Raw genomic sequence first — 26,169 nt, 5'->3', positions numbered from 1 at the left:
AGGATTGACTTCGTTTTATTCGGCTATTTTTTCTTCTGTATATTTTATAATTTCAAATGAACTTCTCATTTAGCAAAACCTCTCGGTATTTGCGGTTGCAAAGGTAATACTTATTTTTTAACTAACAAATTTTATTTGATAAATTTTTAAAGTTTTTATTTCAACAAGTCAATTTTACTTTCGCTCTCAAACTCCTCTCGGAATTGGTTTGCAAAGGTAATACTTATTTCTAAACTCGCAAATTTATTTTTAAATAAATTTTGTCGCTATATAAGTCCTTATGTCAATTTCAATACTACTCGTCTTTCGTATTGCGGTTGCAAATATACGCACCATTTTTCCGCTTTTCCAAACATACTTTACATTTATTTTACATTCTTCTCTTAAGTGACTGGTACGATGGGAAATATTTTTTGAAATGTTTGACGGATTACGCTAAACGGTAGACGAAATAGAGAGATTTATGTAAAAAAATAATATTAACTTTCATTTTTTTCTTGATAAAAAAACATTTGAGATTAAGAGGAAAAATCATGAGATGATTTTGGGTATTAAAATCAAGACCTCAACAAAAAGGCTAAAATGAATCATTCTGCGCGAAAAGATTTAAAAACCTATCGGCTAAATCTTTTTCTTCGCTTCGAACTTCTTCATTTATGAACGCCTTTTTATTGAAAGGTCGTTCTTAAATTCGATTATACAAGAGAATTTGTTTTTTGATTATTTGGATGCGATGCTGAAACGAGTTCAGCAGGACTGGATGGAGATAGTTTTGTGAAGAAGTTTTATAATAGTTCAAAAAGGAAATCATCTATTTATAGATAGCATACTTTTTTTGTTTCTCGAAAATTAGCGCTCATTACTTACTACTCATAACTAAAAAACACCCCTATAATCCCCTCAAGGGGATATTTTTTTGTTAGTTTTTACTACAAGGGAATGATTAGACGGTGATGGTTTGCTGAATTAAGCAAAGCAACAGCGGATACTTTGTGGTTATCGACTCATAAGAATTGTCGCGAAGCGAGAATGATTTATTTAATATAGTTAATAATAAAATGGATGTGAGACTGAAACGAATTTTGCAAGACATCATAATTAAGTTTTCATAAAAAACTCTTTGATAAAGTAAAAGCTTATCATTTATAATTCTGCATGAGATGCTGAAACGAGTTCAGCAGGACAAACTGTGTGTAATATATAGATTCTTCATTGCGCTAAAGCTACATTCAGAATGACAGGTTTTTATTACAATTAATATAGAAAAGCTCGAATGATAGTTACAATAAATACAAAAGGAGAACATTTAGTTCTCCTTTTTTATCTTATTAATGTGGACCGTTACCGTTTTTGTCTTTTTCTAAATCGGTATTCCAAATTTTGATTTTATCTGTTTTTTTCAAGCCAGATTTTACTTGAACATTCACACCGTCTGTAATTCCAAGGGTGATGTATTTCTTTTCGTACTTCGCATCTTGTCCTTTACCAGAAGTGAGAATCTCAACATATGGTTTTTGGTTTTCATCGTAACGAACATGCGCTGATTTTACCAACAATACATTTTTCGCTTCTTGAGTTACAACCTCAGCGTTTGCAGAATATCCCGCACGGATAAAATTATCAGAATCTAATTGAACCGGCGCTTTAATTTCGAACTGCACCACTCCATTCGTTGCAACTCCTTGAGGCGAAATAAAATCAAGAATCGCTGTAAAAGTTTTGTTCGGAATTGCACCAATCGATACATTAATTTTCATTCCTTCCTTCAATTTACCTACCTCAGCTTCATCAACTTTCCCTTGGAAAATCATTTTCTTAACATCAGCCATCGTAGCAATCGTCGTTCCTGTAGAGAAATTATTAATCTCTTGCACCATATTCCCAACCTCAACAGGAATATCTAAAATCATTCCCGAAGTAGTTGCTGTAATACGCGTTGTTGCATAAGCTTCCAAACCAGGAGCAATGCCTGTTTGCGCAACTTTGTAATCGTTTTCGGCAGCTTTTAACTGTTGTTGAGCTGATTTATATGTTGCATTTGCATTATCATAATCTGCACGAGGCAAAACACCTTGATTGTATAAAGTAGATGTTCGATTGAAATTACGACGTTCTTGATCGACTGTAATTTGTGCCGCTTGAATTGACTGACGAGCTGCATTTAACGATTGAACATTAGGAACAACTTTCAGTTCGCAAATCAACTGACCGCGCTCTACATATTGTCCTTCTGCAACATTAATCGATTTTATAACACCTGAAATATTTGGCTTAATTTCAATTGTTTCCAACGGTTTTACTTCACCAGTTGCAACAGCTTTCACCTCGATATTTCCCATAAAAGGTGTTGTCGTTTCATAAACTTCATTGTCTTGGCTATTCTTTTTACCGAAATATGCAATCACACCGATTACAGCACCGATAAAAACGACAATCATCAAAATCTTTAGAAATTTTTTCATTCTTTTATATCTGTTAAGTTTTAGTTATTCATCTCTCAAAGCATCAATAGGTTTGATTTGAATTGCGCGTTGAGCAGGAATCAATCCTGCTAAAGTTGCCATAACCACCATCACCGCTAAAGCTGTAAAAAGTGTAAACAAATCGATTGACGCATTATATAAAGGTATGTTTTTATTTGATGGAATGATGACTTCGTTGAGAACCATTAGCAAGAGTGCTGCAAAAATAATTCCGCCTAAACCTGCAATTAATGTTAAAACTACTGATTCTAACAAAATCTGTCCTCGAATTTGAGCAGGAATAGCACCTAATGCTCTTCGAATTCCAAATTCTTTTGTGCGTTCTGAAACAGTAATCAATAAAATACTTGCAATCGCAATAACGCCAGAAAACAATGTCATCCCTCCTACAACAATTGCTAAAAATTGCATTCCTTTTACGAATTTCATAATCTTCCCAAGCATTTCACCCAAGTTAAAACCTCCAATTCCTTGGTCGTCATCAGGCGAAATATTTTTAATCTGTTTCAGATATGTTTTTAATTCTTTTTCGAATGCAACAATATCATAATTATTAGGCAAACTCAAACTTAAATATTGAATCGTTTCCCCTTGATTGTATATTTTTTGAAATGTTGTAAACGGAATAAACACTTGATCTTTGCTCTCTACAGGCGAAGAAGGTGTGTCGTAAACGCCAACAATTGTATAATAACTATCACTAATTCTGATTTCTTTACCCAACGGTTTTGGTTTATCACCAAAAAATTGTTCCGCAACTTCAATTCCAATCACACAAACTTTCGATTCAGTTTTGATATCATCTTCATTGATAAAACGACCTTGAATAATATCTTTCCCAAACATTCGGTTTTGGTCTGGATAATCTCCATTGACCGTATAAAAATTATATTTTGTTCCGTAAGTTAAAATAGAATTTGGTTTCGAGTTTCGAGGTGCTAACAACGAAATTTGAGGAAAACGAGCCTGAATTTGACGAACATCACTCATTTTCAATTCAATTGTGCGATCTTTTTGAAATCCTTGATACGGCATCGATGTTGTTCCTCCCCAAACAAATAATGAATTGGTTGCGGCATCTGCTAAATTTCGGTCAAAACCATTTTGCAAACCACGTGTTACGCCTAACAATAATACAAATAAGAACATTCCCCATGCGACACCAATCATCGTCAAAATAGTGCGCAATTTATTTTTACGAATCGCCGCGTAGACTTCGCTCCAAGCATCTGGATCAAAAACAAATTTTATAAAGTTCATTATTCGTCTCTTAAAGCATCAATAGGTTTAATACGTGCTGCATTCAAAGCTGGAATTAATCCAGAAACTGTTCCTGCAACAAATAAAATAATACAAGCCATGACCAACGAATTGGTTTCTACACCTGGATTATAAATAAAATATTCTTCTAAACTATCACCAATATTTTCTACAACAAGTGCCGCTAAAGCAATTCCTATTGCTCCGAAAATAATTGTAATCATAATTGCTTCTTGTAAAATCAATCCCAAAACATTGGCTGGTGTTGCGCCTAAAGCTTTTCGAATACCAATTTCTTTGGTACGTTCTTTTACACTAAACACCATAATATTTCCAATACTTACGATTCCTGCAATCAAACTTCCTCCACCAATTACAAATACAATAATTGTCAGAATCAAGAAAAATTGATTGGTATCTTCCATTGCATCGGCTGCATTTCGCACCCAAACTCCACCATAATCAGAAGGCGCAACATTGTGTCGACCTTTTATATTATATTCGATTGCATTTGCTAGTTTAGAAATATCGGCCAAAGCCATTCCATCTTTTGGTGTTACAATAATCGATGATACTTTGTCCGTCGCATAAATCGTTCTAAACGTTGTAAAAGGCGCATACAAAGCACGTTCAGCATTATCACCACCATCTTTACTTTCGAAAACACCAACCACTTGATACATACTTGAACCTAATTGCAAATATTTACCAATTGCAATTTGATTTGGAAAAAAATCTTGCGCAACCAATCGTCCAATAACAATTGATTTAGACTGATTTTCCATATCTTTTTTATTGATAAATCGACCAAGAGTTACGTTTTCATTAATCATTGATTCATATTCTGGATAAACTCCAGTAATCGAATAACTTCCTGAATTAGCTTCATTTCGAATCGTATCACTTTTCGAAATTGTACTTACAATCGATTTTATTTCATCTGGAAAAGAATGTTTAATAAAATCAAAATCTTTTACGTCCAATTCTATTGTACGCCCTTGTTTGAAACCATTGTAAGGCTCAGTTGTCGTTCCGCCATTAACGGTAATATTTAGTGAATTTGCTTTAAAGAATTCTTGTTGAAATCCGTTCTGCAAACCATTTCCCAATCCATACAATGTAATAAACACAAAAAGCGCCAAAGCGATTGTCAAACCCGACAATGCCGTACGCAATTTATTACTTGCAATGGACGACCATATTTCGCTCCAACGGTCTGTATCAAACATATTTTATATTTACGATTCTTTGATTTATGATTGACGAAGTTTAAATTTCGAAAATCATTAAACTCTTACTTGTTCTACTTTTTCGTCACTTACAATTACACCATCTTTCAGGCGAACAATACGTTTGCACATATTAGCAATATCGTCTTCGTGCGTCACCATGACAATTGTTTTACCTTCGTCATTAATTTCTTGAATCAAGTGCATCACTTCTTGCGAAGTCTTCGTATCCAACGCTCCTGTAGGTTCATCGGCTAATAACAATTTTGGTTTTGCAGCCAACGCGCGCGCAATTGCAACACGCTGTTTTTGTCCTCCCGAAAGTTCGTTTGGCATATGAGTAGCCCAAGGCTCCAACCCTACTCTTTCCAGATAACTAAGCGCGATTTTATTTCGATCCGAACGTTTTACTTTTTGATAATACAACGGCAAGGCAACATTTTCTAAGACATTTTTGAAACCAATCAAATTATACGATTGAAAAATAAATCCTAAAAATTTGTTTCGATAATTAGCGGCTTTAGTTTCGTTTAATTTCTCGATTCTAACGCCATCCAATTCATAAATACCTGTATCATGCTCGTCCAACATCCCAATGATATTCAATAAAGTTGATTTCCCCGAACCCGAAGATCCCATAATCGCAACAAATTCACCTTCTGCAATCTCAAGGTTAATTCCTTTGAGTACGTGAAGTTTATTTTTTCCCATTATGTAGGATTTATTTAAATCTCGAATAGATATCATAGATTGTTGTAAATTTCAATAAAGATAACAGATAAGTCGAAATTATCAGAAAAATGTTACAAGCAAGTTTAAGATTTATCTTATAAATAGCGCTAAAATATTTTTCAAAATTAATTTTCAATAATTTTTGAAAGTATAGAAATTTATATATATTTGTGTAAATAATAATTGCAATGAAATTAGAAGAATCAAAAGAAAAATTTGTTCAAACTTGGGGAACTTTCGCTGTTAACTGGGGAATAAATCGTACTATGGCACAAGTTCATGCATTATTATTAACGTATAATGAACCTATTTCTACAGATCAAATTATGGAGGAATTACAAATTTCTCGCGGAAATGCAAATATGAATTTGCGTGCTTTGATGGATTGGGGAATTGTAAGAAAAGAATTGATAAAAGGAGAACGTAAAGAATATTTTGTTGCCGATAAAGATGTTTGGTATTTATTCAAACAAATTACAAAAGAACGCAGAAAGCGTGAAATAGAGCCGGTAATTGATTTTTTAGAATCATTAAAAAACATCGACGATCAATCTGATGATGCAAAAGAATTTGCAAAATTATTACAAGATTTATCTTCTGTTTCGACAAAAATCAATAATATAATGGACCTTGCTATCAAATCTGATGAGCATTGGTTGGTAGGAAAAATCACGAATTTGATAAAATAATCAATTCGTATTTTTTTGAATCACAAATTTCAAAAATTATTGAAAATTCAATATGTATAATATTATTTCGTATATCATTTATCTGATTATTACTTTCTACATCACCATTTTTATTGGTTGGAAAGTGTATAAAATTGGTTTTGTGTACTTGACAAACTTAATCGATAATCATTCTGTTTGTCAATCGATTAATAATCTTTTATTGATTGGATACTATTTGGTCAATTTAGGTTTTTCGGCAATAAGTTTACAAAACTGGGAACAAGTTGACTCCATTACCATCATGTTTTCTTCATTGTCCTACAAAATTGGATTTATATTATTAATCCTCGGAATATTACATTTTATTAATTTATCAATTATTTATATCGCAAGAAAAAGCAAAAAAATAAACACTTAAACACAGCAAATTATGACAAATTACAATCTAATTGCATATTTGGTTTACTTACCAGTGGCAATATTAATGACAATCGCAGTTTCTAACGTTTTATTCAAAAATGGAAAAATATTTATGTACGATATTTTCCATCAAAAAGAAGATATTGCAAGCGCAACAAATTCATTGTTCAAAATTGGTTTTTATCTTTTGAATATCGGTTTCGCCATGCTAATTGTTTACATGACTTCTATCGCTACAACCGAAGATTTAATTGTAAAATTAAGTACAAAAATTGGTGGTTTCGCCATTTATTTAGGAATAATGTTGATGCTAAACCTTTTCTTATTTATGAAAGGCAGACGACGATCTTTACAACAACAATATTTAAGAAGTTTAGAATCTTAACAAGAAAACCTCCCAAAAGTTAACTTTTGGGAGGTTTTTATTTTAAACTGGATCAACATCAACATCAATTCGTACCGAACGAAAAGCTGCAATTGTATGCAATTGATCTATTTTTGCTTGAATTAAATCTTTTACTTTTTGAGGTGATTGATTTGGTCTAATTTTAATCATCACATCTGTAATATACAAATTATTGATTCTTCCAATCGAAGGCGTTTCTGGACCAAGTAAACATTTTGCATCAAAACTTGGTTTAAGCAAAACGACTAATTGAGCCGCCGTTTTATCCAAACGCTCTTTATTTTTATGCTTGAAACGCAACTTGATTAACCGTGAATAAGGAGGATACAAGAATTCTTTTCGCTCATACAAAATATCTTTCATCGTTGGTGCATAACTGTAGGTTGTGACATTTTGCAAAATCTGATGTTCTGGCTGAAAAGATTGAATCAATACTTTTCCTTGTTCTTGACGACGACCTGCACGACCAGAAACTTGCGTTAACAATTGAAACGCTTTTTCGTGCGCTCTAAAATCAGGAAAATTTAACAAAGAATCTGCTCGAATAACACCAACAAAATTAACATTTCCAAAATCAAAACCTTTTGTAATCATTTGTGTTCCAATTAAAATATCAATTTCTTTGTTCTCGAAATCTTCAATCAATTTTTCGTAAGCAAATTTCCCGCGCATCGAATCGACATCCATTCTTCGAACTTTTGCATCAGGAAAAATCGTTTGAACTTGCTGTTCTATCTGCTCCGTTCCCAAACCTTTTGTATTCAATTCGTGCGAACCACAACTTGGACAACGCAAAGGTTTCGCTTGCGCATAACCACAATAATGACATTTGAGTTGATTAGAGAATTTATGATACGTTAAACTGACATCGCAATTTGGACATTCAGGCGTATGTCCACACGTATTACATTCCATAATCGGTGCATATCCACGGCGATTCTGAAACAAAATGACTTGCTTTTTTTGATGCAATTGATTGAAAATTTCATCACGAAGTGTATGCGAAATATCTTCTGTAATTTCTTTTTCCTTTTGCGCTTTTTTGAGGTCAATCAAATTAATTTCGGGCAGCTTTATATTTCCAAAACGCTCCGTTAATTCGACATAACCATATTTTTTATTTTTCGCATTATAATAACTTTCAGCCGAAGGCGTCGCCGAACCTAACAAAACTTTCGCATTCATCATTCCTCCAAGCAACATCGCCATATCGCGTGCATGAAAAAATGGTTTTACATCCATTTGTTTATAAGACGATTCGTGCTCTTCATCGACGATAATCATTCCCAAATTATCAAAAGGCAAATACAACGCTGTTCGAGGACCAATGATAATATCGAAATCCCCATTCAAGGTTTTTTGCCACAACTCGACACGTTCATTTTGATTGAATTTCGAATGATAAACTCCTACTCTTTCTCCAAAATGCTTTTTTATACGATGAACAATTTGCGTAGTCACAGAAATTTCTGGCAATAAATACAACACTTTATTTCCTTTCGCAATTATTTGCTCCATCAATTTCAGATAAATTTCTGTCTTTCCACTTGATGTTACACCATGCAACAAAACAGTCGATTTATCTTTAAAATCTTCTTTAATTTGATTTAGAGCAGCAGTTTGTTTCAAGGTTAATTCTGAAATTTCAGTTACATCTTTCTCCTGTTCTTCTACACGAGAAGTTTGATGCTGATAAATTTCGACCGCTCCTTTTTCTGCTAACGATTTAAGTACTGCATTTGTCGCACCTTGTTTTACAAAATCTGCCACTTTTAGCGGTTTTTCTTGTAATTGTGTTTCTAATGTAATCAATTGCAACAAAGTTTCGCGCTGTTTTGGTGCTTTATTTAATTGATTTAAAATTTCGATAAAAGCAACTTCATTTCCTTTTAAATCGGGATGTAACCTGACATAATTATCAATTTTTGGCGTATATTTTTCGTTGAGTTTTTCATCTAATCGAATAATTCCTTTATCAATTAATAATTTAAGTGTTGGAATTGCTGATTTTTCATCCACAATTAAAGCTGCTTCTTCAACCGAAATGATTTCTCTTAATTTCAATGCTTCAAAAACTAAAAATTCATAATCATTTAGTTCTTCAATTGTTTCATAATTTGGATTAATTAATCGAACAAAAGTTTGAGATTCTAATTTTAATGCAGAAGGAAAAGCATTTCTGAAAACATCGCCCAACGAACACATATAATAATTCGCCATCCATTCCCAAAAATTAATTTGCGTTTGCGTTACCAAAGGTTCGTCATCCAAAAAAGCATGAATCGCCTTTGTTTTGTATAATTCTGGTGCATTTTGATGAATAGAATGTACAATTCCTGTATATAATTTTTGCGTTCCGAAAGGCACGGAAACACGCTGACCGACTTTAATTTGCTGTAAATCAATTTCAGAAAGATGATACATAAACGTTCCATTTAATGAAAGTGGTAAAATAATTTCGGCAAAATAATTCGTTGTCATTCTGTAATTTTAAAACAGCAAGTTAGGAAGATTTTTAGAAGAAATAAAAAGCAAGTTTTGAAAATATTTTTGCATTTATTAGCTATAATTGGGGATTTTATATTATTAATAAAAATCTTTAATTTAATTAAAAATTAAATCATGAACTCTTCTACTATATATAGTATCGAAAATAAATCGAAAACAAGAAGGAATGAAACTATAACACAGTTAATCATTATAGCATTGATTATTTCTCTGATACTCATTATTTTTTCTACTTTCAGTCTTAAAATTTCAGGAATCATTGTTTTGTTTGTATGTTTATTATTTTGTGTTGCTATTTGTTTAATTGGAATCCCTTTTTATTTTTTACGTAAGAAATATGCAACTTTTATGATGGTAAATGAACTTGGGATTTTTACTTACAATAATAAAAATGAACCTGTTGAAACAATTTTGTACGAAAATATTCTAATAATACAATTATATGATGCGAGCGGAAGAGATAATCCTAACCCAAATCTTCGTATAAAAGTAAATAATAATGGAACTGCAATATGGAAAACTTTTCCAAAACTATACTACGTTGGATTAACAAATAAAAATGAGTTACACTTGCATTTCTTATTACAAGCGAAATCATCTCAAAAGAAAATAGAAATTGATCCAACTGCAATTATCCATTATCAATCATTATTTAAAAAATAAAATTTCACAAATTATTAATATTTCATTTTCAGATAGTTTGAAGAATTAATACTAATTTTAAGAGAATTCAAAAACTATCATTATGTTACATGCCATTTTAGATCAGATTTCGGAATCGGAAAAACCAATTATAAAAATCATTTTCAGAAATGATGATACACGTGTTGTTGCTTTTGGACTGAAAAAAGGTTTGAAATTAATCGATCATCAATTACCTGTAAATGCAAAAATTTTGATGTTGAAAGGTGAAATAGAAATTGACTCGAAAATTGAGATTGTCAATCTAAAAGAATTTGACGAATATATTCTTCCTCCAAAAGTTATTCATCAAGTGACTTCTTTACAAGATTCGATGATGTTGGTTATTCTAAATTTTAATGAAAAAAGTTTTTAAAATAGTTAAGCTCTGTTTATTTACTCTATAAAAAACTTTATATTTATGATTATTAATTTATTAAAATATGAAACTACTTTTCACATTAACTACTCTCTTTACCTTAGCCCTATCTTCTTGTAGTACAAATATCAAACACGATCGATTATTTACAGGAACAATTGTGAGAGATTGTACAGGAACTTACATTCGTGTTGATGATAAAGAGGATTATTTGGTTTGTAATAATGAAATGCTTTCGGACAAAAAAGAAGGTGAAACAGTAAGTGTTATTTATGATTTCGAAAAAACATGCAAAGAGTTAGAAAATAAAGCAACTTGTATGATGTATCACGAACATAAAGGCAAGATTAAAATCAAGAAAAATAATAATTAATTAAAAAATCCACTCAAATTGAGTGGATTTTTGCTAGATATAAAAATACGATTATTTCGATTTTTTACGACGCTCTAATTCTTTTTCGATCAGCATCAATTCACGTCCAGTTTGTCCTGCAACAGACGTATTTTCTTGTGCACGACGAACCAAATAAGGCATTACTTCTTTGATTGGTCCATAAGGTAAATATTTTGCAATATTGTATCCTAAATGCGCCAAGTTGAACGAAATATTATCACTCATTCCGAATAATTGTCCAAACCAGAAATTTGGATTATTTTTCTCGATTCCGTTTTCGTTCATCAATTTGATTAACAATTCACAACTTTCTTCGTTGTGCGAACCTGCGAATAAACCAAAACGCTCGTGATGAGAAGCAATAAATTCTAACGCTAAGTTATAATCTCTATCCGAAGCTTCTTTGTTTGGTTGAATTGGAGATGGATAACCTTCAGCTTGCGCACGTGCACGCTCTTTCTCCATATATGCTCCACGCACAATTTTGAATCCTAAGAAATATCCTTCGCGTTCTGCTTTTGCATGCATTTCTTTCAAATAAGCCAAACGATCATGACGATACATTTGCAACGTATTCCAAACTAATGCACGTTTTGTGTTATATTTCACCATCATTTCGTCAGTCAAATCATCTGCAGAACCTTGCATCCAAGTTTCTTCTGCATCTACCATGATATTAACATCCAAATCATATCCTTTTTGACATACAGCCTCGAAACGTTGACGAATATTTGCCCAAGATTTTTCTTCTTCTGCAGTTAACGTTTGTTTCTTTCCTACTTTTTCAAATAATTCGATTCGACCAAATGCAGTTGGTTTAAAAACTACAAATGGAATTGATTGATTAGATTTTGCTAAATCAACCAAGTGTAACATAACGTCACGAACTTCGTCAAATTGTTTTTCTTCTGTTAATCCTTCGATAGAATAATCTAAAATAGAACTTACGTGATATTTAAATAATTCATTTGCGACAACCACACCTTGTTCTGCCGTTTCTCCTCCTACAAATTGTTTGTAGATTGTTTCACGAATTACAGGTTTTACGAATGGGATATCTACCGCAAATGGTAAATTAAAAAACTTAGTTCCAAAACTTGTCAATGCGGGGCTTCCGATTAACTTGTATAAGTAATACGCTTTCTTTAAATCTTTATCTGATTTCGATTCGAAAGCAAACTGTGTATTGTCGAATAATGACATGTGAGTTAACTATTTTTTGTGTTAATATAACGTTACAAATTTATAATTAAAACCTGATTAAACTAAAAAAACCTACAAGAAATTCTTGTAGGTTTTTGATATATTTTAAAGATTGCAAATAGTTGCCTATTCTTATCCTTTTTTAGCGTATTTGCTTCTGAATTTGTCGATACGTCCTGCAGTATCAACCAATTTAGATTTACCTGTGTAAAATGGGTGAGATGTAGAAGAAATCTCCATTTTGATTAATGGGTACTCTACTCCGTCAACAACTAATGTATCTTTAGTATCAGCACAAGATTTTGTGATGAATACATCTTCGTTAGACATATCTTTGAATGCTACCAAACGGTAATTTGTTGGGTGGATATCTTTTTTCATTTTTTTAATCTTCTTTGTTAACTTTATTGGAGTGCAAAGATAATATTATTTACAGAATGTTACAATCAATTTTATTAAAAAAACATTTAAAACAATACGTTAAGCAAATTTAATTTCGAGTGTAATGGGCTTCTTAAAATTAAACCTGCACTTCTTGTACACATTTTTCGTGGTGCAAATATAAACATTTTAGTAATTCGTACAACTATTTTTTCAGAATCTATTCATAAAAATCTATTTTTTATCTTTGTCCATCTACAATAAAACCTATTATTTGCTGTTTAAACTTATATAATGAATGATAACTTTATGAACGTAAAAACATTAATCGCCGGACTTGGTATTGCTTCTTTGATTGGTTTTCAATCTTGTCGCGATGATTTTGACTATGATCCAATTAGTTCTGAATTGCGTTTTAGCAAAGATACCGTTTCCGTAGATACCGTATATAATTTTTCTAAATCTGAAACTTATCTTCTTAAAATTTATAATCCTGAGAATGATGATCGCGTAATTCCAAAAATATATTTGACACGTGGAAATAATTCATTTTTCAATATAAATGTAGACGGAAAAGCAGGAACAAGTTTCGAAAATGTGCCGATTCGCAAAAAAGATAGTTTATTTATTTTTGTTGAAGTAAATGCACAAGAAGCGCCTCTTAATCCACTTTACGATGACGAAATTAATTTCGAAACAACCAATTCTTCTAAAAAAATTAAGTTACTTTCTTGGATAGAAAAAGCTAAAATTCATGCAAAAGATGCTACAATTTCTTCTGCAAATTGGAATGTAAACGAAGCCCAAGTAATTGATGGAAATTTAACGGTTACAAGTGATTTAACAATTGATAAAGGTGCAAAAGTTTATTTCAAAAAAGGAGCAAGTTTAACGATTGGAAACAATGCAAAACTTACGGTAAATGGAGCTTTGAATGAAGAAGTGAAATTTCGTTCGGCGCGTCATGATAACAAATATGATTCGATTCCTGATCAATGGAACAAAATCGAATTAGCTCCAAATAGTACATCGAAAATCAATTATGCAAAAATTATTGGTGCTGACACTGGTTTACACGTAAATAATGCTAAATTAGATATTAGTAACGCTAAAATTGTCAATAATCAATCGTATGGAATTTTAGCTACAAACGCTACAATTACAGGTTACAATTTGGTGATGAATAATAGTAATTTGGCAACTTTAGCAATAGAATATGGAGGTTTGTACGAATTTTATCATTCTACTTTTGCCAATTATTACCATTTTGCGACAGGTGCTGGACCTGCTTATTCACTTTTCTTGAGTAATGAAAACAATGATAAAAATGTTTCGGCTTTAACTAAAGCAACATTCGGGAATTGTATTTTTTATAATGATAATACGCCAAATGCTATTTTATTGGATAAAAAAGATGGTGCGGCTTTCAATTATTTATTTGATACCAATATTATTCATAATGTAGATACATCAACGTTAAATGTAACAACTGCGCCAAATTTCTTGGCAAGTATTACATTAGATCCAATGTTTGAAAATACAGCGTATTTTGCAAATAAATTAGCGGTGAAAAACGAATCACCTGCAAAAGGAAAAGGAAAAATATCTTTTGCGCAACAATATCCGTTAGATTATAATGGACAACCACGAGGCACAACTCCTACAATTGGAGCATTTCAATAAAAAATAAAAGCGCTAAAAATTAATTTTTAGCGCTTCTTTTTTTTTTATAAATCTTACTCAATTCTATTCAGTAAAATATTAATTTTTCCTCTATAATTTTCTTCAGAATTAAACTTCAAATAATAATCTCCGGCTTTATCAAAATCTATAATTTCTATTCTATTATTATGACGATTCCCATTTGATTTTAAGCTAAAAAATTCTTTTTTATCCTTATCAACAATTGAAGCTTCTATCGCGCTACTACTATTTTTAACACCCAATTCAAAACGAACTTTCATCGGCTCTTTAACTGTTATCACATAATAAAAACCTCCCGAAGAATTCTCTATTTTAATTTTCAATTCATTTCTGCCTACATATTGTTTTTTTGTAGCAATTCTAGAGTTTTTATTCATTCTCATATTCGAAATACTTAACCCAGAAATTGAAGATTTTTCATAACTCTGATTATTATATTTCTGATAATAAGGATCTTTATTCACATCAATTGTCACACAAGATTGTACCAACATCACTGCAAAACACAATAAAATAAATTTTCTCATAACATCATATCTTTACTATTAAGATGCATGTTTTATAAAAAAGTTACAACAAAGGTTTAAATTCTATTCGTTTTTTCTCTCACCAACACACCCACAACACCTAAAATAACCACCTCATCATTTTCGTGTATTTGCACACAATCTTTGTAATTTGGATTTATCGCAATTAATTTATTGTTTATTTTATCAAAGCGTTTCAACGTATAATCCTCATTATTAACGGAAACAATAATATCATCGTGATGCAATGGAATAAGATCAGTCCGAATCACCAAAATATCATTTTTTTGATAAACAGGATACATCGAATCTCCACCAACGACAATCAAAAAAGTAGATTCGGGATGCGTTAAATAACGTTCGTCCAAACTTATTTTATCATCTACAAAATCTTCCGCAGGTGAAGGAAATCCAGCATTTACATGACCAAAATTCGGAATATATTTTTTCTCACCATCTGTATTTATCACAAAAAGATTGAGTTCTTTGTCTAACATTTTTATCTCTCCATTCATTTTTTCTATCATTTAATACACCACCAACAAATCTTTCCACTTCGTCGTATAACAAGGCGATAAATTATTTTGACGCATTTTCCACGTTTTATTCAAATCTTGCGAAGCTAATTTTATTTTTGCCGCACCAAATTTTTTGTTCAACAAATCGATGACTTTCATCAAATCTGGGTGATGTTGATTTTCTTCCTCGAAAAGCGATAATTGTTTTTGATCTGACGAAACAATTCCAGACACCACTACTCCAGCTTTTTTATACTCATAACCTTCCTTATAAATTTGCTCAAACGCTTTGATTGCAAATTTGGACAACGTAATACTTGAATTCGATTCGTAAGGTAAATGGACCGAAATTGTACGGTAATATTGCGGTTTATTTCTATCAAAATTATTGGTCTGAATAAAAACTGTAATCAAATTGCAAGACGAATTCTGTTTCCGAAGTTTCTCTGCACACGAAACCGCAAAAGTAGCAACACGCTCTTTTACATATTCAAAATCGTTGGTATATTCTTCAAAACTACGCGTCGTTGCTATACTTTTCTTTGCCGAAATAGCTTCTAAATCTAACACCGCTTCACCTAACAAATCTTTTTTCAAACGCAAACCTACTATCGAAAATTCTTTCCGAAGAAAATCATCTTTTAATTGTACAAAGTCCAACGCTTTATTGACACCGATCATTCTCAGACGTCGTGACATTCGTCGACCAATCCCCCAAACATCTTCGATATTTAGCCATTTTAACGCTTTATGGATTTGTTCTTGCGTCTGAATAACATAAACTCCTTGATGAACTTCTGGAAATTTTTTCGCAATATGATTCGCTAATTTCGCCAAGGATTTAGTTGGTGCAATTCCGACACAAACTGGCAATTTTGTAAACTGATAAATTTTAGATTTGATTTCTAATCCGTAATTTTTCAAATCAAAACGATCAAATCCATTCAATTTTAAGAAACATTCGTCTATCGAATAAATTTCTTGATCAGGCGAATACAACGATAAAATCGACATTACACGATTGCTCATATCCGCATATAATTGATAATTTGACGAAAAAACTTTGATTTTTTTCTGTTCAAAAATACGTTGAAATTGATGCGCAGGCGCACCCATTGGAATTCCAGCTAACTTCGCTTCCGCAGAACGCGAAATTACACAACCATCATTATTAGACAATACTACAATTGGCTGATGAAGAAGCTTCGGTTGAAAAACACGATGGCAACTGGCGTAAAAATTATTACAATCTATCAATGCGAACATAGTACAAAGTTGAGAAGTTAAAACGCCACATTGTGTCATCGAAAATGTTAATTTATTCCAAAACAAAAAACCACTCAAATGAGTGGTTTGTATCCTTATTTAATTTTATATTTTTTATGCAAATCTTTTATTACAACAGCTGGTTCATAAACCGTTTGAAATTTTATTGGTTTACTGTTTTTGAAATATTGTACTTTCAGCCACGTATCATTACTATCTAATTTTGTGTAGCTGTTACTTTTTTCCAAGACTTTATCGTTCACTGTACTTAAAATTGCAAAATAATCAAAATTATTACGCTGACCTATTTCCGCTGCTCTCAACAAAGCATAGTCAAACGTTTTGTCTTTTTTATTGTATTCGTTTCCATCAAAACTAACAATATAGGTATCATTGTTCACCTTTTCTTCGGTATAACCGCCTGTACCATTATCTTTTTGGTATGCAACAGCCTTGCTGTTATGACAACTTGCTAAAGCAAAAATGAAAGCTCCAGCACATAAAATTTGAGTTAATTTTTTCATATCATTATAATTGGTTATTGTGCTTTAACAAAAGTTGTTCCTTTTAAGATATGTTTTTGATATTTCTAAATATTTTCTTAACAAATTATTTTTGAAGAAAATACTTTTTTATAAAAATTCCTGATTAACAGTGTATTTTTCAAACATTTAAAATCAATTTCGGTACAACATATTTAACATTCTATTAACTCATTGATTCTAATAAAAATCATTTAAGTTTTAATGCTTTATCTGATAAACTCACCTATTTTTGTAAATCAATTATAAGTAATGAGTAAATTAGAAAAATATCTATTTTCTACCAGAACCATGACGGTCTTGCTATTCATCTACGCAATCGCCATGGGTTATGCCACTTTCATTGAAAATGACTACGATACGGCTACTGCAAAAGCTGTTATTTACGAGGCAAAGTGGTTTGAGGTATTAATGATTTGGTTGATCGTTTTGTTCTTAATGAATATCAAACGATACCGATTATGGTCAAAGGAAAAATTGCCTTTATTGGTTTTCCACTTAGCATTTTTGTTTATTTTTATTGGAGGAGGAATTACTCGTTACATCAGTTTCGAGGGTGAAATGCCTATTCCAGAAGGAGGAACAAGTAACGAAATTACATCGTACAAATCTTATTTCAAGATGATGGTTGATGATGGTACACAACGTTTGGCGTACGACAATCATCAATACAACATGACGTATTTTGACAGAAAAGATAGTACAAGTTCTCTGTTCCGTAGACACTTTGAAGGTGAATATCAGTTCAAAGATAAAGTCATTAAATTAAAAACTTTTGATTACGTACCTCACGCTTTAGATACAGTTGTAAGAAAAAAAGAAGGAATTAATGTTTTAGAAATTGTGACAGTTGGACAAACTGGACGTAATTCTGTTTTCATCAGAAATGGTGAAATCAAAAGTGTTAATGGAACTTTAGTTTCGTACAATAGACCGCAAGATGGTGCTGTACAAATTACTGGAGAAGGAGAAAATTTGGTTATCAAATCGCCTTTCGAAGGAGAATATGTGCAAATGGCTGGACAACAAGTTGGACAAATTACAGACATGCAGAAATTGCAAGAAGGTGCTGGAAAAGTTGAATTTAATGTTCCAGCTCCATTAAAATTACGTTCGTTATATACAATCAACGGAGCGCAATTTGTAGTTCCAAATCCGGCTTTCAAAGGTGAAGTTTTATATAGACAAGGTTCTAAATTTAAAGCAGAAGAAAAAAATCTACCTGGTGCAATTAGAGCCGAAGTTATTGTTGGTGATAAACGTGATACAGTGACGATTGTTGGTGGAAAAGGTGTCACAAATTATTCTGCTGATGTACAAATTGACGGAATGAATATTTCGTTAGGTTACGGTTCTAAGTTAGTGAAAGTTCCATTTAGTATTCGTTTAGATGACTTTATTTTAGATCGTTATCCTGGTTCTACAAATCCTTCTTCTTTCGAATCTAACATTACAGTTATCGACGAGGGAAAAGAAACAAAACATCACATTTATATGAACAATGTAATGGATTATAAAGGTTACCGTTTCTTCCAATCGAGTTATTTCCCAACAGAAGACGGAACTATTTTACAAGTTAACCAAGACTGGTGGGGAACTAACATTACCTATTTAGGATACTTCTTATTATTTGGGGGAATGTTTGTTTCATTATTCTGGAAAGGAACTCGTTTTACACAATTAAACTCTTTATTAAAAAGTTTACATACCAAAAAAGTAAATATTTTACTTCCATTATTTTTACTTTCTGGATTAGCATTTGCTCAAAATCCAAGTACTACTGATGGAGGAAAAAATGGACATCAAAAAATTCAGACTGATTCGGAAAAAGGTAATGTTCATTCATCAGAACATATTGGTAGTTTTTCTACAAAAATGGCTGATGGTGATGAATTAGCGAAGAACGTAAAAATTCCGGACGAGCACGCTGATAAATTTGGTCATTTACTTACACAAGATATCGAAGGACGTATAAAACCTGTTAATACGCAAGCTTTAGAAATCCTTAGAAAAGTTTACAAAAAAGATAAATTCCACGGATTATCTGCCAATAAATGGTTTATTTCTTTGCAATTAGATCCTGCTTATTGGGTAAATGCTCCGATGATTGAAGTTGGTGATAAAGGTGGTGATCGTTTAAAGAAAATTACAAGCGCAAATGAAGATGGTTACACATCTTTAATGAATTTGATTGATCCAAAAACAACTCGTTTCAAATTAGACAAAGCCTATAACGAAGCATTCTCAAGAAAACCTTCAGAGCGTTCTAAATTTGATGAGGAAGTAATTAAAGTTACAGAGCGTTTCAATATTTTAGATCAAACTGCAAAAGGTTATCAATTAAAAATAATTCCAGTTCAGAATGATCCTTCAGAGCGTTGGACTTCTTGGATTTATCAAACACAAGAAAATCCTGTAGAAATCGATACAATGGCACTTGGAATGATTAGTGTTTATTTTAACATGGTTTCGAAAGGATTAGAAAATGGTAATTGGACGCCTGCAGATAATGCGGTAGATTATATCGATAAATACCAACAAAAATGGGGTAAAAATGTTGTGCCTTCTCCAACAAAAGTTGAGATTGAGGTTTTATACAACAAATACAACGTTTTCTTTTGGGTGATGATTGCTTATTGTATGGTTGGTGGAGTTTTAATGATTTTATCATTCATTCAGTTATTTTCAGAAAGCAAAGCACTGCATCGAATTATCAATGTTTGTTTGGGATTAATATTTATTGTCTTTATCATACAAGCCGCAGGACTTGGTGTTCGTTGGTATTTAACGGGACACGCACCTTGGTCTAACGGTTACGAAGCCATTGTATTTATTTCATGGATTAGTGTTTTAGCTGGATTGTTATTATACAAAAACCGAAACGCATTTATTCCTACAACAGGAGCTATGGTTGCTGTAATTATGATGGGATTTGCGCATGGAGGTTCTATGTTAGATCCACAAATTACACCATTAGTACCAGTTCTAAAATCATATTGGTTAATTGTACACGTTGCGATTATCGTTTCATCTTATGGTTTCTTTGGATTAAGTGCTATTTTAGGGGTTTTCTCATTAATTATCATGATGATTAAACCAAATAAAAAGATTGAAATTTCTCTAAAAGAAATGACTTACGTTTCAGAAATGTCGTTAACAATCGGTATTTATTTGCTTACTGTCGGTACATTCTTAGGCGGTATGTGGGCAAACGAATCTTGGGGACGTTACTGGTCTTGGGATCCAAAAGAAACTTGGGCATTCGTTTCAGTAATTGTTTATGCAGTTGTTTTACACATGCGTTTAGTTCCAGGTTTAAGAGGAAAATTTGCATTCAACGTTGCTGCAATGTGGGCAGTTTGGACAGTAATTATGACGTATTTTGGCGTTAACTATTACTTATCTGGATTACACTCTTACGCAGCCGGAGATCCAATTCCAATCCCATTCTGGGTTCCTGCAACAGCAGTAGCAATGTTAGCCTTAACATTAGCGGCTTGGTATTTACAAAACAAAGTTTACCATGTAAAATCAAAAGATTAATTTCTTTGAATATTATAAATGTTAAAAGCTCATCGAAAGGTGAGCTTTTTTTATTTTGGTTTTAATAATCATTAAATATAATTTTTAAAACCTAGACGTTAGAGAAATCTATATTATTAATGATACAAAATAGATTCTTAGAAGAAGCTTATATTTTATAAAACTAAAAAAAGGTAATCCAAAAACTCGGATTACCTTTTTAATTTGAAAAATATTTAAAAGAATTGTTTTATTTAAAATCAGCTTCAGTTACATTTTTGTTAATCTCTCCAGAATCGATAACAATTTTGATCGTTTGCGGACCTGTTTCAGTAATTAACTCTGAAGGAAACAATATTCCATCAAAAGCTTTGTAATTTTTAATTTTTGTATTAACAATTACATCCCCTTGAGGTGTTTTCTGAACTTCATCTGTCTTTTTTAATAGACCTGTTTTCACATCATAATAATCTGTACGAGAGATTTCCGGTGCAGAAACTTTATAATACTCAACTCCATCTTCGCTAACAATACCTTCGACTTTTGCCGTTTTATACCCTTCTGATAAAGGAAAGAATAATGGATTTGTTTTCTTTAAAGGCGTTGTCATTTCAACTGGTAAATCCATTTTTTGACCTGCTTGTGACATATAACCATTTTGCCCATCAAAAACTTGTTTAAACGTCATTCCCATAATCGTAAATGAAGTTGCAATTTTATTTGAAGTTGCTTTTACAATATAATCTCCACTCTGTCCCATTGTCTCTATTTTTCCTTTCTGAACAATAGATTTTACAGCTTTTACTTTATCCGCACCACCAATTGCTTTTAAATAATTATCTGTAATTTGAGCAACTGAAACTGTTGTAGTTTTTACACCAGAAGCTGGTTTATCTATTTTATTTCCGAAAGAATCGTAGTAATTAACTGGGTAACCTAACTTTTCTAAAGCTGGAGCAATTTGCTCTAATTTCCCTGTTACATTGATTTTTGCTTGATCTGGACGGAAATATTTTTTCGAAACGCGTAATACATCATCAATTGTTACAGCATTAATATTTTTGATATAATCTGCATAAAAACTATCTGATAATTGATTTGTCTTTTTCGTTAATGCTTGACTCGCAACCGTAGAAGGACTTTCTAAAGTCAAAATAAAGTTTCCTAAGAATTTCGCTTTTACATCATTCAACGTTTGTTGATCGATTTTGTTTAACGTCATTCCTTTGATTTCTTTCATCGTCTCAACGATTGCAGAATCTGTCACTTCATTACGAACTGTCGCATTTGTATTGAAACGCCCAACGTAACGAGAATCAGAAACTCCACCACGTGCTCCATATGTCCAACCATGCGCTTCACGAAGATTCATATTCAATTTTGAATTGAAATCTCCTCCTAAAATAGATGACGCAATTAACGCTGCATAATAATCTGGATCTTTCTTCGTCAACTGAACTGGATACGAAACCGAAACCACAGATTGCACTGCGTTAGGCATATTAATCGCATTTAATTCCGTTTTTGTAACTTCTTCTACTTTTGGAAATGCTGGAATATTTAATTTTCCTGTTTGCCAAGAATTAAAGTTTTTCTCCGCCAATGCTTTTACATCTTTTGTCGAAATATCTCCAACAACAATCAAATAAGCATTATTCGGTTTGTAGTAAGTGTTGTAGTAATCCTTCACATCTTGCAATGTAATTTTCTCAATTTGGGCTGGTGTATCAAATTCTGAGAAAGGATTATTTTTTCCGTAAACTAATATATTCGAAACGCGAGATGCTGCTGCTTCTACAGATTTTTCATCAGCTTTTAAACCTTCGATGTAACGTTTTTTAACATCAGCAAATTCACTTTCAGTAAAGTTTGGATTCATAGCTCCATCTGCCATATAACCAAAAATCTCGTTAAAGTATTTAGTCAAAGAACTTGCAGAAGCTCCTTCTTCCCAAAAATTAACGCGAGCTCCTAAAAACTCAATACGCTTATTGAAATCATCTTTCGATTTTGTTTTTGTTCCTGTTCCCAACATTTCGCTTAACAACGACTCTGCTCCTTTTTTTGCACCTAATGCAAATGGTGGATTATCGATAGTTAATGTCGCAGAAACTCTTGGTAATTTATGATTTTCAACAACGATAACTGTTAAACCATTTTTTAATTTAAATTCGTTCGATTTCCCTAAATTAACTGTTGGTGCTGGACCTGGTTTTGGCATTGGAATCGCCACTTGCGCATTTAAGCTAACTGCCATAAAAGCGATTGCAAGAGATAATATTTTTGTTTTCATAATTCGGTTGTTTTTTATTTTGCAGCTTTTTTAGATTCTGGTAAATAATGAATAATTACACGTTGGTTTTTGTTTAGATACTTTTTAGCAACATTGCGAATATCCTCTCTTGTTACAGATTGATAAATTTTCAATTCTTCGTTGATTTTATTTGTATCTCCGCCCAACATATAAGCATCCGCTAAAGCATGTGCAATGTTTTGAACACCCGATTTTGAAGCCACAAAACTATTTTCAATTCCATTTAAGATTTTTTGGTAATCCTCTTCAGAAATCAAATTTGTTTGAACTTTTTCTATATCTTGTTGTAAATCTCCTTCTAATTTATCCAAAGAAACTTCTCCTTGAGGTAAAATTCCGATTGAATAAATTCCGTAATCTTCCATTTGACGATTGAAAGCAAAAATTTGTAATGCTTCTTTTTTCTCGTCAACATATTTTTTATATAAAACTGATGATTTTCCACCGGTTAAATAGTTTGATAACATTTCTAATGCATAAGCATCTTTTGATTTGTTGTCTGGCGTACGATAATTAATCGCTAATAAAGGAATCTGAATATTTGCATCATATTCTGTTGCACGAATTTCTGATGTAATTGGATCTTCCTTCACAACAGTTTTCACAACATCTTTTCCTCTTGGAATTACACCAAAATATTTCTCAATTAATTTCTTTGCTTCGTCTTTATTAAAATCACCCGCAACAACTAATACAGCATTATTTGGTACATAAAAAGTTTGACTAAAGTGTTTGAAATCGTCTAATTTAGCATTACTCAAATCCTCAAAAGAACCAATTACACTCCAACGGTAAGGATGTTTTTTGAAAACATGAGGATTAACTGCTTCTCCGTACGAAAATTTACCATAAGGTTGATTGTCCAAACGAGAACGTTTTTCTTCTTTTACAACTTCTTTTTGTGTATCGACACCAATTTGATTAATAATTGGCTGACGCAAACGATCAGATTCCATCCATAATCCTAATTCTAAATTATTTGATGGAAAAGTTTCGTAATAATATGTTCTGTCCGTTGTTGTATTCGCATTGTTAGAACCTCCGTGAGAAGAAACAATTTTGAACCATTCTCCTCTCTTAATATTCTCTGTTCCTTCAAATAATAAATGCTCAAAAAAGTGTGCAAAACCTGTTTTACCAACTTGCTCATCTTTCGAACCTACGTGATACATCACACCTGTTGTAATAACTGGAGCAGAATTATCTTGATGAAGGATAACATGCAATCCGTTTGGTAGAGTATACTCATCAAATTTTATTTGCTGACCAAATAACGCTGATCCTGCAAATAAGATAGACATAAAAATTTTCTTCATTTAGTAGTTTTTAAGTTTTTTATCTATTATGCTTATGTAACATTAGTAGCAGTTTTTTTGAAAATGTTACACCAAATTTGCATAATAATTAAAAAAAGTAAAATAATACACGTCTATTGATTTAGTAGGCATTTGTATTAATTTACAACAATATTTCATAATATACCTATAGTAATTGTTATTGTATTTGCTATAGATTTGTAAAAATCGAGAGAAAAAAAATGGATTTTATAGAGTTTTTTGGTTTTGTAGGCGCCTTCTTCATCGGACTAATTATGGGAGTTCTTGGTGGTGGTGGATCTATTTTAGCCGTTCCTATTTTAGCGTATATTTTTCATTTCGACGAAAAAATTGCTACTGCTTATTCATTATGTATCGTTGGATCCACAGGATTGATTGGAGGAATAAAGCAAGCTTCGCAAAAAATGGTTGATTGGAAAGTCGTTTTTCAATTTGGTTTACCAGCTGTTGTTGGAATTACACTGGTTCGTGCATTTTTAATTCCTGCTTTACCAAGTAATTTATTTGCTATAGGCGATTTTATCGTCACACGCCGAATGGCAATGTTTGGTTTATTCGCTATTCTGATGGTTTTCGCAGCTATGTCAATGCTCAAAGGCAAAAAAGATGTAGAAGTTGATCAGAAAAATGATAAGCTAAATCCTGTTTTATTAATTCAAGGATTTTTAATCGGAGGATTAACAGGAATGGTTGGTGCTGGCGGTGGTTTTTTGATTGTTCCGGCATTGATGATGGTTGCAAAATTAGATATGAAAAGAGCTTCGGCAACTTCATTGGTAATTATTGCCATCAATTCACTTATCGGATTTTTTATTGGTGATGCTTTACACATCAAAATTGATTGGAGCTTCTTGAGTGTTTTCATTGGAATTTCTATGGTTGGAATTCTTGTCGGAACCTACATCAACAAATTTTTACCAGTACAATTTCTAAAGCGAACATTTGCTATCTTTATTATTTTAATGGCAATTTTTATGTTCATCGAAGAATTTATAATTCAATAATTTAAAGTATGGAACTGAACGAAAATTTTTGGAACGATAAATACACCACAAATCAAACTGGTTGGGATTTAAAAGCTCCTTCTACTCCGCTAAAAGGGTATATCGATCAATTAGAAGATAAAAATATCCGTATTTTGATTCCTGGTTGTGGAAATGCTTACGAAGCAGAATACCTTTTGGAACAAGGTTTTACAAATATTACATTGATTGACATTTCGGAAATTGTAGTCGAAAAAATTAAAGAAAAATTTAAACATATTCCCAATATCAAAGTTCTTCATCAAGACTTTTTTGAGTTAGATGGTGAATTTGATTTGATTTTAGAACAAACTTTTTTCTGTGCATTAGATCCAAAATTACGTCAAAGTTATAGTATCAAAATGAACGAACTATTAGCCGAAAACGGAAAATTAGTTGGTGTATTATTCAACAGAGAATTCGGAAATGACACGCCGCCTTTTGGAGGTGATAAAACTGAATATCAGACGTATTTCAACGATTATTTTGATTTCAAAGTCATGGAAAATTGTTACAATTCTATTCCGCCAAGAGCAAAAACTGAATTATTTATTAATCTAAAAAAGATTGCCAAATAACCTATGATTTCATTCATAAATTTTAGGCTAACTATCAATCTTATTTGAGTTTAAATAGAAGAAAAGTATCAGAATTCATCCATCAGAGGAAA

23 protein-coding genes are annotated in these 26,169 nt (G+C 32.0%); 10 read left to right on the top strand and 13 right to left on the bottom strand.

What is annotated here, in order from left to right; genetic code table 11:
* Positions 1–1,328: 1,328 nt before the first annotated feature.
* From HXZ74_RS15305 to HXZ74_RS15290, 4 genes are read right to left on the bottom strand one after another with little or no spacing between them, the layout of a single operon-like run.
* Positions 1,329–2,462 carry an efflux RND transporter periplasmic adaptor subunit gene (locus HXZ74_RS15305; protein WP_115001196.1) on the bottom strand — a complete coding sequence of 378 codons (1,134 nt, stop codon included), beginning with the start codon at positions 2,460–2,462 and terminating at the stop codon, positions 1,329–1,331.
* A 24-nt stretch (positions 2,463–2,486) separates the two neighbouring features.
* Positions 2,487–3,743: an ABC transporter permease gene (locus HXZ74_RS15300; RefSeq protein WP_115001197.1), complete on the bottom strand. Its 1,257-nt coding sequence runs from the start codon at positions 3,741–3,743 to the stop codon at positions 2,487–2,489.
* On the bottom strand, positions 3,743–4,972 hold the full coding sequence (locus HXZ74_RS15295) for an ABC transporter permease (protein ID WP_115001199.1): 1,230 nt from the start codon (positions 4,970–4,972) through the stop codon (positions 3,743–3,745). The genes HXZ74_RS15300 and HXZ74_RS15295 overlap by 1 nt, the downstream gene beginning before the upstream one ends.
* Positions 4,973–5,029: 57 nt before the next feature.
* Positions 5,030–5,719 carry an ABC transporter ATP-binding protein gene (locus tag HXZ74_RS15290; RefSeq protein ID WP_135836687.1) on the bottom strand — a complete coding sequence of 230 codons (690 nt, stop codon included), beginning with the start codon at positions 5,717–5,719 and terminating at the stop codon, positions 5,030–5,032.
* Between the two features lie 173 nt (positions 5,720–5,892).
* Between HXZ74_RS15290 and HXZ74_RS15285 the strand changes: the two genes are divergently transcribed.
* The 3 genes from HXZ74_RS15285 to HXZ74_RS15275 are packed head-to-tail and all read left to right on the top strand — an operon-like array spanning position 5,893 to position 7,180.
* Positions 5,893–6,393: a GbsR/MarR family transcriptional regulator gene (locus tag HXZ74_RS15285; RefSeq protein ID WP_038335692.1), complete on the top strand. Its 501-nt coding sequence runs from the start codon at positions 5,893–5,895 to the stop codon at positions 6,391–6,393.
* Between the two features lie 52 nt (positions 6,394–6,445).
* The gene (locus HXZ74_RS15280; protein WP_115001203.1) at positions 6,446–6,793 is read left to right on the top strand and encodes a hypothetical protein; all 348 of its coding nucleotides are present in this window, start codon (positions 6,446–6,448) and stop codon (positions 6,791–6,793) included.
* Positions 6,794–6,805: 12 nt separating this feature from the next.
* On the top strand, positions 6,806–7,180 hold the full coding sequence (locus HXZ74_RS15275; RefSeq protein ID WP_115001205.1) for a hypothetical protein: 375 nt from the start codon (positions 6,806–6,808) through the stop codon (positions 7,178–7,180).
* 42 nt (positions 7,181–7,222) lie between these two features.
* On the opposite strand, the gene priA is transcribed toward HXZ74_RS15275, so the two are convergent.
* Positions 7,223–9,682 carry a replication restart helicase PriA gene (gene priA / locus HXZ74_RS15270; protein WP_286476204.1) on the bottom strand — a complete coding sequence of 820 codons (2,460 nt, stop codon included), beginning with the start codon at positions 9,680–9,682 and terminating at the stop codon, positions 7,223–7,225.
* Between the two features lie 375 nt (positions 9,683–10,057).
* Here priA and HXZ74_RS15265 point away from each other — a divergent pair, with 375 nt between their 5' ends.
* The 3 genes from HXZ74_RS15265 to HXZ74_RS15255 all read left to right on the top strand — a co-directional run bounded on the left by HXZ74_RS15265 (position 10,058) and on the right by HXZ74_RS15255 (position 11,142).
* Complete coding sequence (locus HXZ74_RS15265) at positions 10,058–10,372, top strand: hypothetical protein (RefSeq protein ID WP_286476202.1); 315 nt, start codon at positions 10,058–10,060, stop codon at positions 10,370–10,372.
* An 82-nt stretch (positions 10,373–10,454) separates the two neighbouring features.
* The gene (locus HXZ74_RS15260; protein ID WP_180906243.1) at positions 10,455–10,766 is read left to right on the top strand and encodes a cupin domain-containing protein; all 312 of its coding nucleotides are present in this window, start codon (positions 10,455–10,457) and stop codon (positions 10,764–10,766) included.
* 67 nt (positions 10,767–10,833) lie between these two features.
* A complete protein-coding gene (locus tag HXZ74_RS15255; RefSeq protein ID WP_038335687.1) occupies positions 10,834–11,142 on the top strand; it encodes a hypothetical protein in 309 nt (102 codons plus the stop codon).
* A 51-nt stretch (positions 11,143–11,193) separates the two neighbouring features.
* Here the strand turns inward: HXZ74_RS15255 and HXZ74_RS15250 are convergent, their stop codons facing one another.
* Positions 11,194–12,366, bottom strand: coding sequence for a proline dehydrogenase family protein (locus tag HXZ74_RS15250; protein ID WP_115001213.1), 1,173 nt, complete (start codon positions 12,364–12,366; stop codon positions 11,194–11,196).
* Between the two features lie 132 nt (positions 12,367–12,498).
* The gene (locus HXZ74_RS15245) at positions 12,499–12,747 is read right to left on the bottom strand and encodes a type B 50S ribosomal protein L31 (RefSeq protein WP_180906240.1); all 249 of its coding nucleotides are present in this window, start codon (positions 12,745–12,747) and stop codon (positions 12,499–12,501) included.
* Positions 12,748–13,041: 294 nt separating this feature from the next.
* Here HXZ74_RS15245 and HXZ74_RS15240 point away from each other — a divergent pair, with 294 nt between their 5' ends.
* A complete protein-coding gene (locus tag HXZ74_RS15240) occupies positions 13,042–14,430 on the top strand; it encodes a hypothetical protein (RefSeq protein ID WP_286476200.1) in 1,389 nt (462 codons plus the stop codon).
* Positions 14,431–14,483: 53 nt separating this feature from the next.
* Here HXZ74_RS15240 and HXZ74_RS15235 read toward each other — a convergent pair whose 3' ends face one another.
* The 4 genes from HXZ74_RS15235 to HXZ74_RS15220 all read right to left on the bottom strand — a co-directional run bounded on the left by HXZ74_RS15235 (position 14,484) and on the right by HXZ74_RS15220 (position 17,286).
* Entirely contained in the window at positions 14,484–14,978 is a 495-nt protein-coding gene (locus HXZ74_RS15235) for a hypothetical protein (protein ID WP_280063005.1), read from the bottom strand.
* A 56-nt stretch (positions 14,979–15,034) separates the two neighbouring features.
* Complete coding sequence (locus HXZ74_RS15230; protein WP_280063004.1) at positions 15,035–15,493, bottom strand: LexA family protein; 459 nt, start codon at positions 15,491–15,493, stop codon at positions 15,035–15,037.
* 12 nt (positions 15,494–15,505) lie between these two features.
* On the bottom strand, positions 15,506–16,762 hold the full coding sequence (locus HXZ74_RS15225; protein ID WP_286476197.1) for a Y-family DNA polymerase: 1,257 nt from the start codon (positions 16,760–16,762) through the stop codon (positions 15,506–15,508).
* 95 nt (positions 16,763–16,857) lie between these two features.
* Positions 16,858–17,286, bottom strand: a complete 429-nt coding sequence (locus HXZ74_RS15220) for a CC0125/CC1285 family lipoprotein (RefSeq protein WP_038335681.1) — start codon at positions 17,284–17,286, stop codon at positions 16,858–16,860.
* A gap of 270 nt (positions 17,287–17,556) precedes the next feature.
* Here HXZ74_RS15220 and HXZ74_RS15215 point away from each other — a divergent pair, with 270 nt between their 5' ends.
* Positions 17,557–20,847 carry a cytochrome c biogenesis protein gene (locus HXZ74_RS15215; protein WP_038335680.1) on the top strand — a complete coding sequence of 1,097 codons (3,291 nt, stop codon included), beginning with the start codon at positions 17,557–17,559 and terminating at the stop codon, positions 20,845–20,847.
* Positions 20,848–21,076: 229 nt separating this feature from the next.
* On the opposite strand, the gene HXZ74_RS15210 is transcribed toward HXZ74_RS15215, so the two are convergent.
* Positions 21,077–23,119, bottom strand: a complete 2,043-nt coding sequence (locus tag HXZ74_RS15210; protein ID WP_286476196.1) for a M16 family metallopeptidase — start codon at positions 23,117–23,119, stop codon at positions 21,077–21,079.
* Positions 23,120–23,133: 14 nt separating this feature from the next.
* Positions 23,134–24,456 (bottom strand): M16 family metallopeptidase, encoded by a 1,323-nt coding sequence (locus HXZ74_RS15205; protein WP_038335678.1) that lies wholly within the window; start codon positions 24,454–24,456, stop codon positions 23,134–23,136.
* A 221-nt stretch (positions 24,457–24,677) separates the two neighbouring features.
* Between HXZ74_RS15205 and HXZ74_RS15200 the strand changes: the two genes are divergently transcribed.
* Entirely contained in the window at positions 24,678–25,481 is an 804-nt protein-coding gene (locus tag HXZ74_RS15200; RefSeq protein WP_038335677.1) for a sulfite exporter TauE/SafE family protein, read from the top strand.
* 8 nt (positions 25,482–25,489) lie between these two features.
* Positions 25,490–26,077 (top strand): methyltransferase domain-containing protein, encoded by a 588-nt coding sequence (locus HXZ74_RS15195; RefSeq protein ID WP_038335675.1) that lies wholly within the window; start codon positions 25,490–25,492, stop codon positions 26,075–26,077.
* Positions 26,078–26,169: the final 92 nt, after the last annotated feature.

Origin of the sequence: Empedobacter sp. R750 (genome assembly GCF_030324345.1) — a bacterium.
In the GTDB taxonomy this organism is placed as follows: domain Bacteria; phylum Bacteroidota; class Bacteroidia; order Flavobacteriales; family Weeksellaceae; genus Empedobacter; species Empedobacter falsenii_C.
This window is presented reverse-complemented; position numbering and strand designations above follow the sequence as displayed.

What these genes read in the sequence shown, in the direction of transcription:
- HXZ74_RS15240 (WP_286476200.1), top strand. Translation starts at nt 13,042, where the DNA reads ATGAATGATAACTTTATGAACGTAAAAACATTAATCGCCGGACTTGGT.
- HXZ74_RS15260 (WP_180906243.1), top strand. Translation starts at nt 10,455, where the DNA reads ATGTTACATGCCATTTTAGATCAGATTTCGGAATCGGAAAAACCAATT.
- HXZ74_RS15230 (WP_280063004.1), bottom strand. Translation starts at nt 15,493, where the DNA reads ATGAATGGAGAGATAAAAATGTTAGACAAAGAACTCAATCTTTTTGTG.
- HXZ74_RS15210 (WP_286476196.1), bottom strand. Translation starts at nt 23,119, where the DNA reads ATGAAAACAAAAATATTATCTCTTGCAATCGCTTTTATGGCAGTTAGC.
- HXZ74_RS15245 (WP_180906240.1), bottom strand. Translation starts at nt 12,747, where the DNA reads ATGAAAAAAGATATCCACCCAACAAATTACCGTTTGGTAGCATTCAAA.
- HXZ74_RS15250 (WP_115001213.1), bottom strand. Translation starts at nt 12,366, where the DNA reads ATGTCATTATTCGACAATACACAGTTTGCTTTCGAATCGAAATCAGAT.
- HXZ74_RS15290 (WP_135836687.1), bottom strand. Translation starts at nt 5,719, where the DNA reads ATGATATCTATTCGAGATTTAAATAAATCCTACATAATGGGAAAAAAT.
- HXZ74_RS15205 (WP_038335678.1), bottom strand. Translation starts at nt 24,456, where the DNA reads ATGAAGAAAATTTTTATGTCTATCTTATTTGCAGGATCAGCGTTATTT.
- HXZ74_RS15300 (WP_115001197.1), bottom strand. Translation starts at nt 3,743, where the DNA reads ATGAACTTTATAAAATTTGTTTTTGATCCAGATGCTTGGAGCGAAGTC.
- HXZ74_RS15280 (WP_115001203.1), top strand. Translation starts at nt 6,446, where the DNA reads ATGTATAATATTATTTCGTATATCATTTATCTGATTATTACTTTCTAC.
- HXZ74_RS15275 (WP_115001205.1), top strand. Translation starts at nt 6,806, where the DNA reads ATGACAAATTACAATCTAATTGCATATTTGGTTTACTTACCAGTGGCA.
- HXZ74_RS15255 (WP_038335687.1), top strand. Translation starts at nt 10,834, where the DNA reads ATGAAACTACTTTTCACATTAACTACTCTCTTTACCTTAGCCCTATCT.
- HXZ74_RS15220 (WP_038335681.1), bottom strand. Translation starts at nt 17,286, where the DNA reads ATGAAAAAATTAACTCAAATTTTATGTGCTGGAGCTTTCATTTTTGCT.
- HXZ74_RS15225 (WP_286476197.1), bottom strand. Translation starts at nt 16,762, where the DNA reads ATGTTCGCATTGATAGATTGTAATAATTTTTACGCCAGTTGCCATCGT.
- HXZ74_RS15295 (WP_115001199.1), bottom strand. Translation starts at nt 4,972, where the DNA reads ATGTTTGATACAGACCGTTGGAGCGAAATATGGTCGTCCATTGCAAGT.
- HXZ74_RS15285 (WP_038335692.1), top strand. Translation starts at nt 5,893, where the DNA reads ATGAAATTAGAAGAATCAAAAGAAAAATTTGTTCAAACTTGGGGAACT.
- HXZ74_RS15200 (WP_038335677.1), top strand. Translation starts at nt 24,678, where the DNA reads ATGGATTTTATAGAGTTTTTTGGTTTTGTAGGCGCCTTCTTCATCGGA.
- HXZ74_RS15195 (WP_038335675.1), top strand. Translation starts at nt 25,490, where the DNA reads ATGGAACTGAACGAAAATTTTTGGAACGATAAATACACCACAAATCAA.
- priA (WP_286476204.1), bottom strand. Translation starts at nt 9,682, where the DNA reads ATGACAACGAATTATTTTGCCGAAATTATTTTACCACTTTCATTAAAT.
- HXZ74_RS15215 (WP_038335680.1), top strand. Translation starts at nt 17,557, where the DNA reads ATGAGTAAATTAGAAAAATATCTATTTTCTACCAGAACCATGACGGTC.
- HXZ74_RS15305 (WP_115001196.1), bottom strand. Translation starts at nt 2,462, where the DNA reads ATGAAAAAATTTCTAAAGATTTTGATGATTGTCGTTTTTATCGGTGCT.
- HXZ74_RS15265 (WP_286476202.1), top strand. Translation starts at nt 10,058, where the DNA reads ATGATGGTAAATGAACTTGGGATTTTTACTTACAATAATAAAAATGAA.
- HXZ74_RS15235 (WP_280063005.1), bottom strand. Translation starts at nt 14,978, where the DNA reads ATGAGAAAATTTATTTTATTGTGTTTTGCAGTGATGTTGGTACAATCT.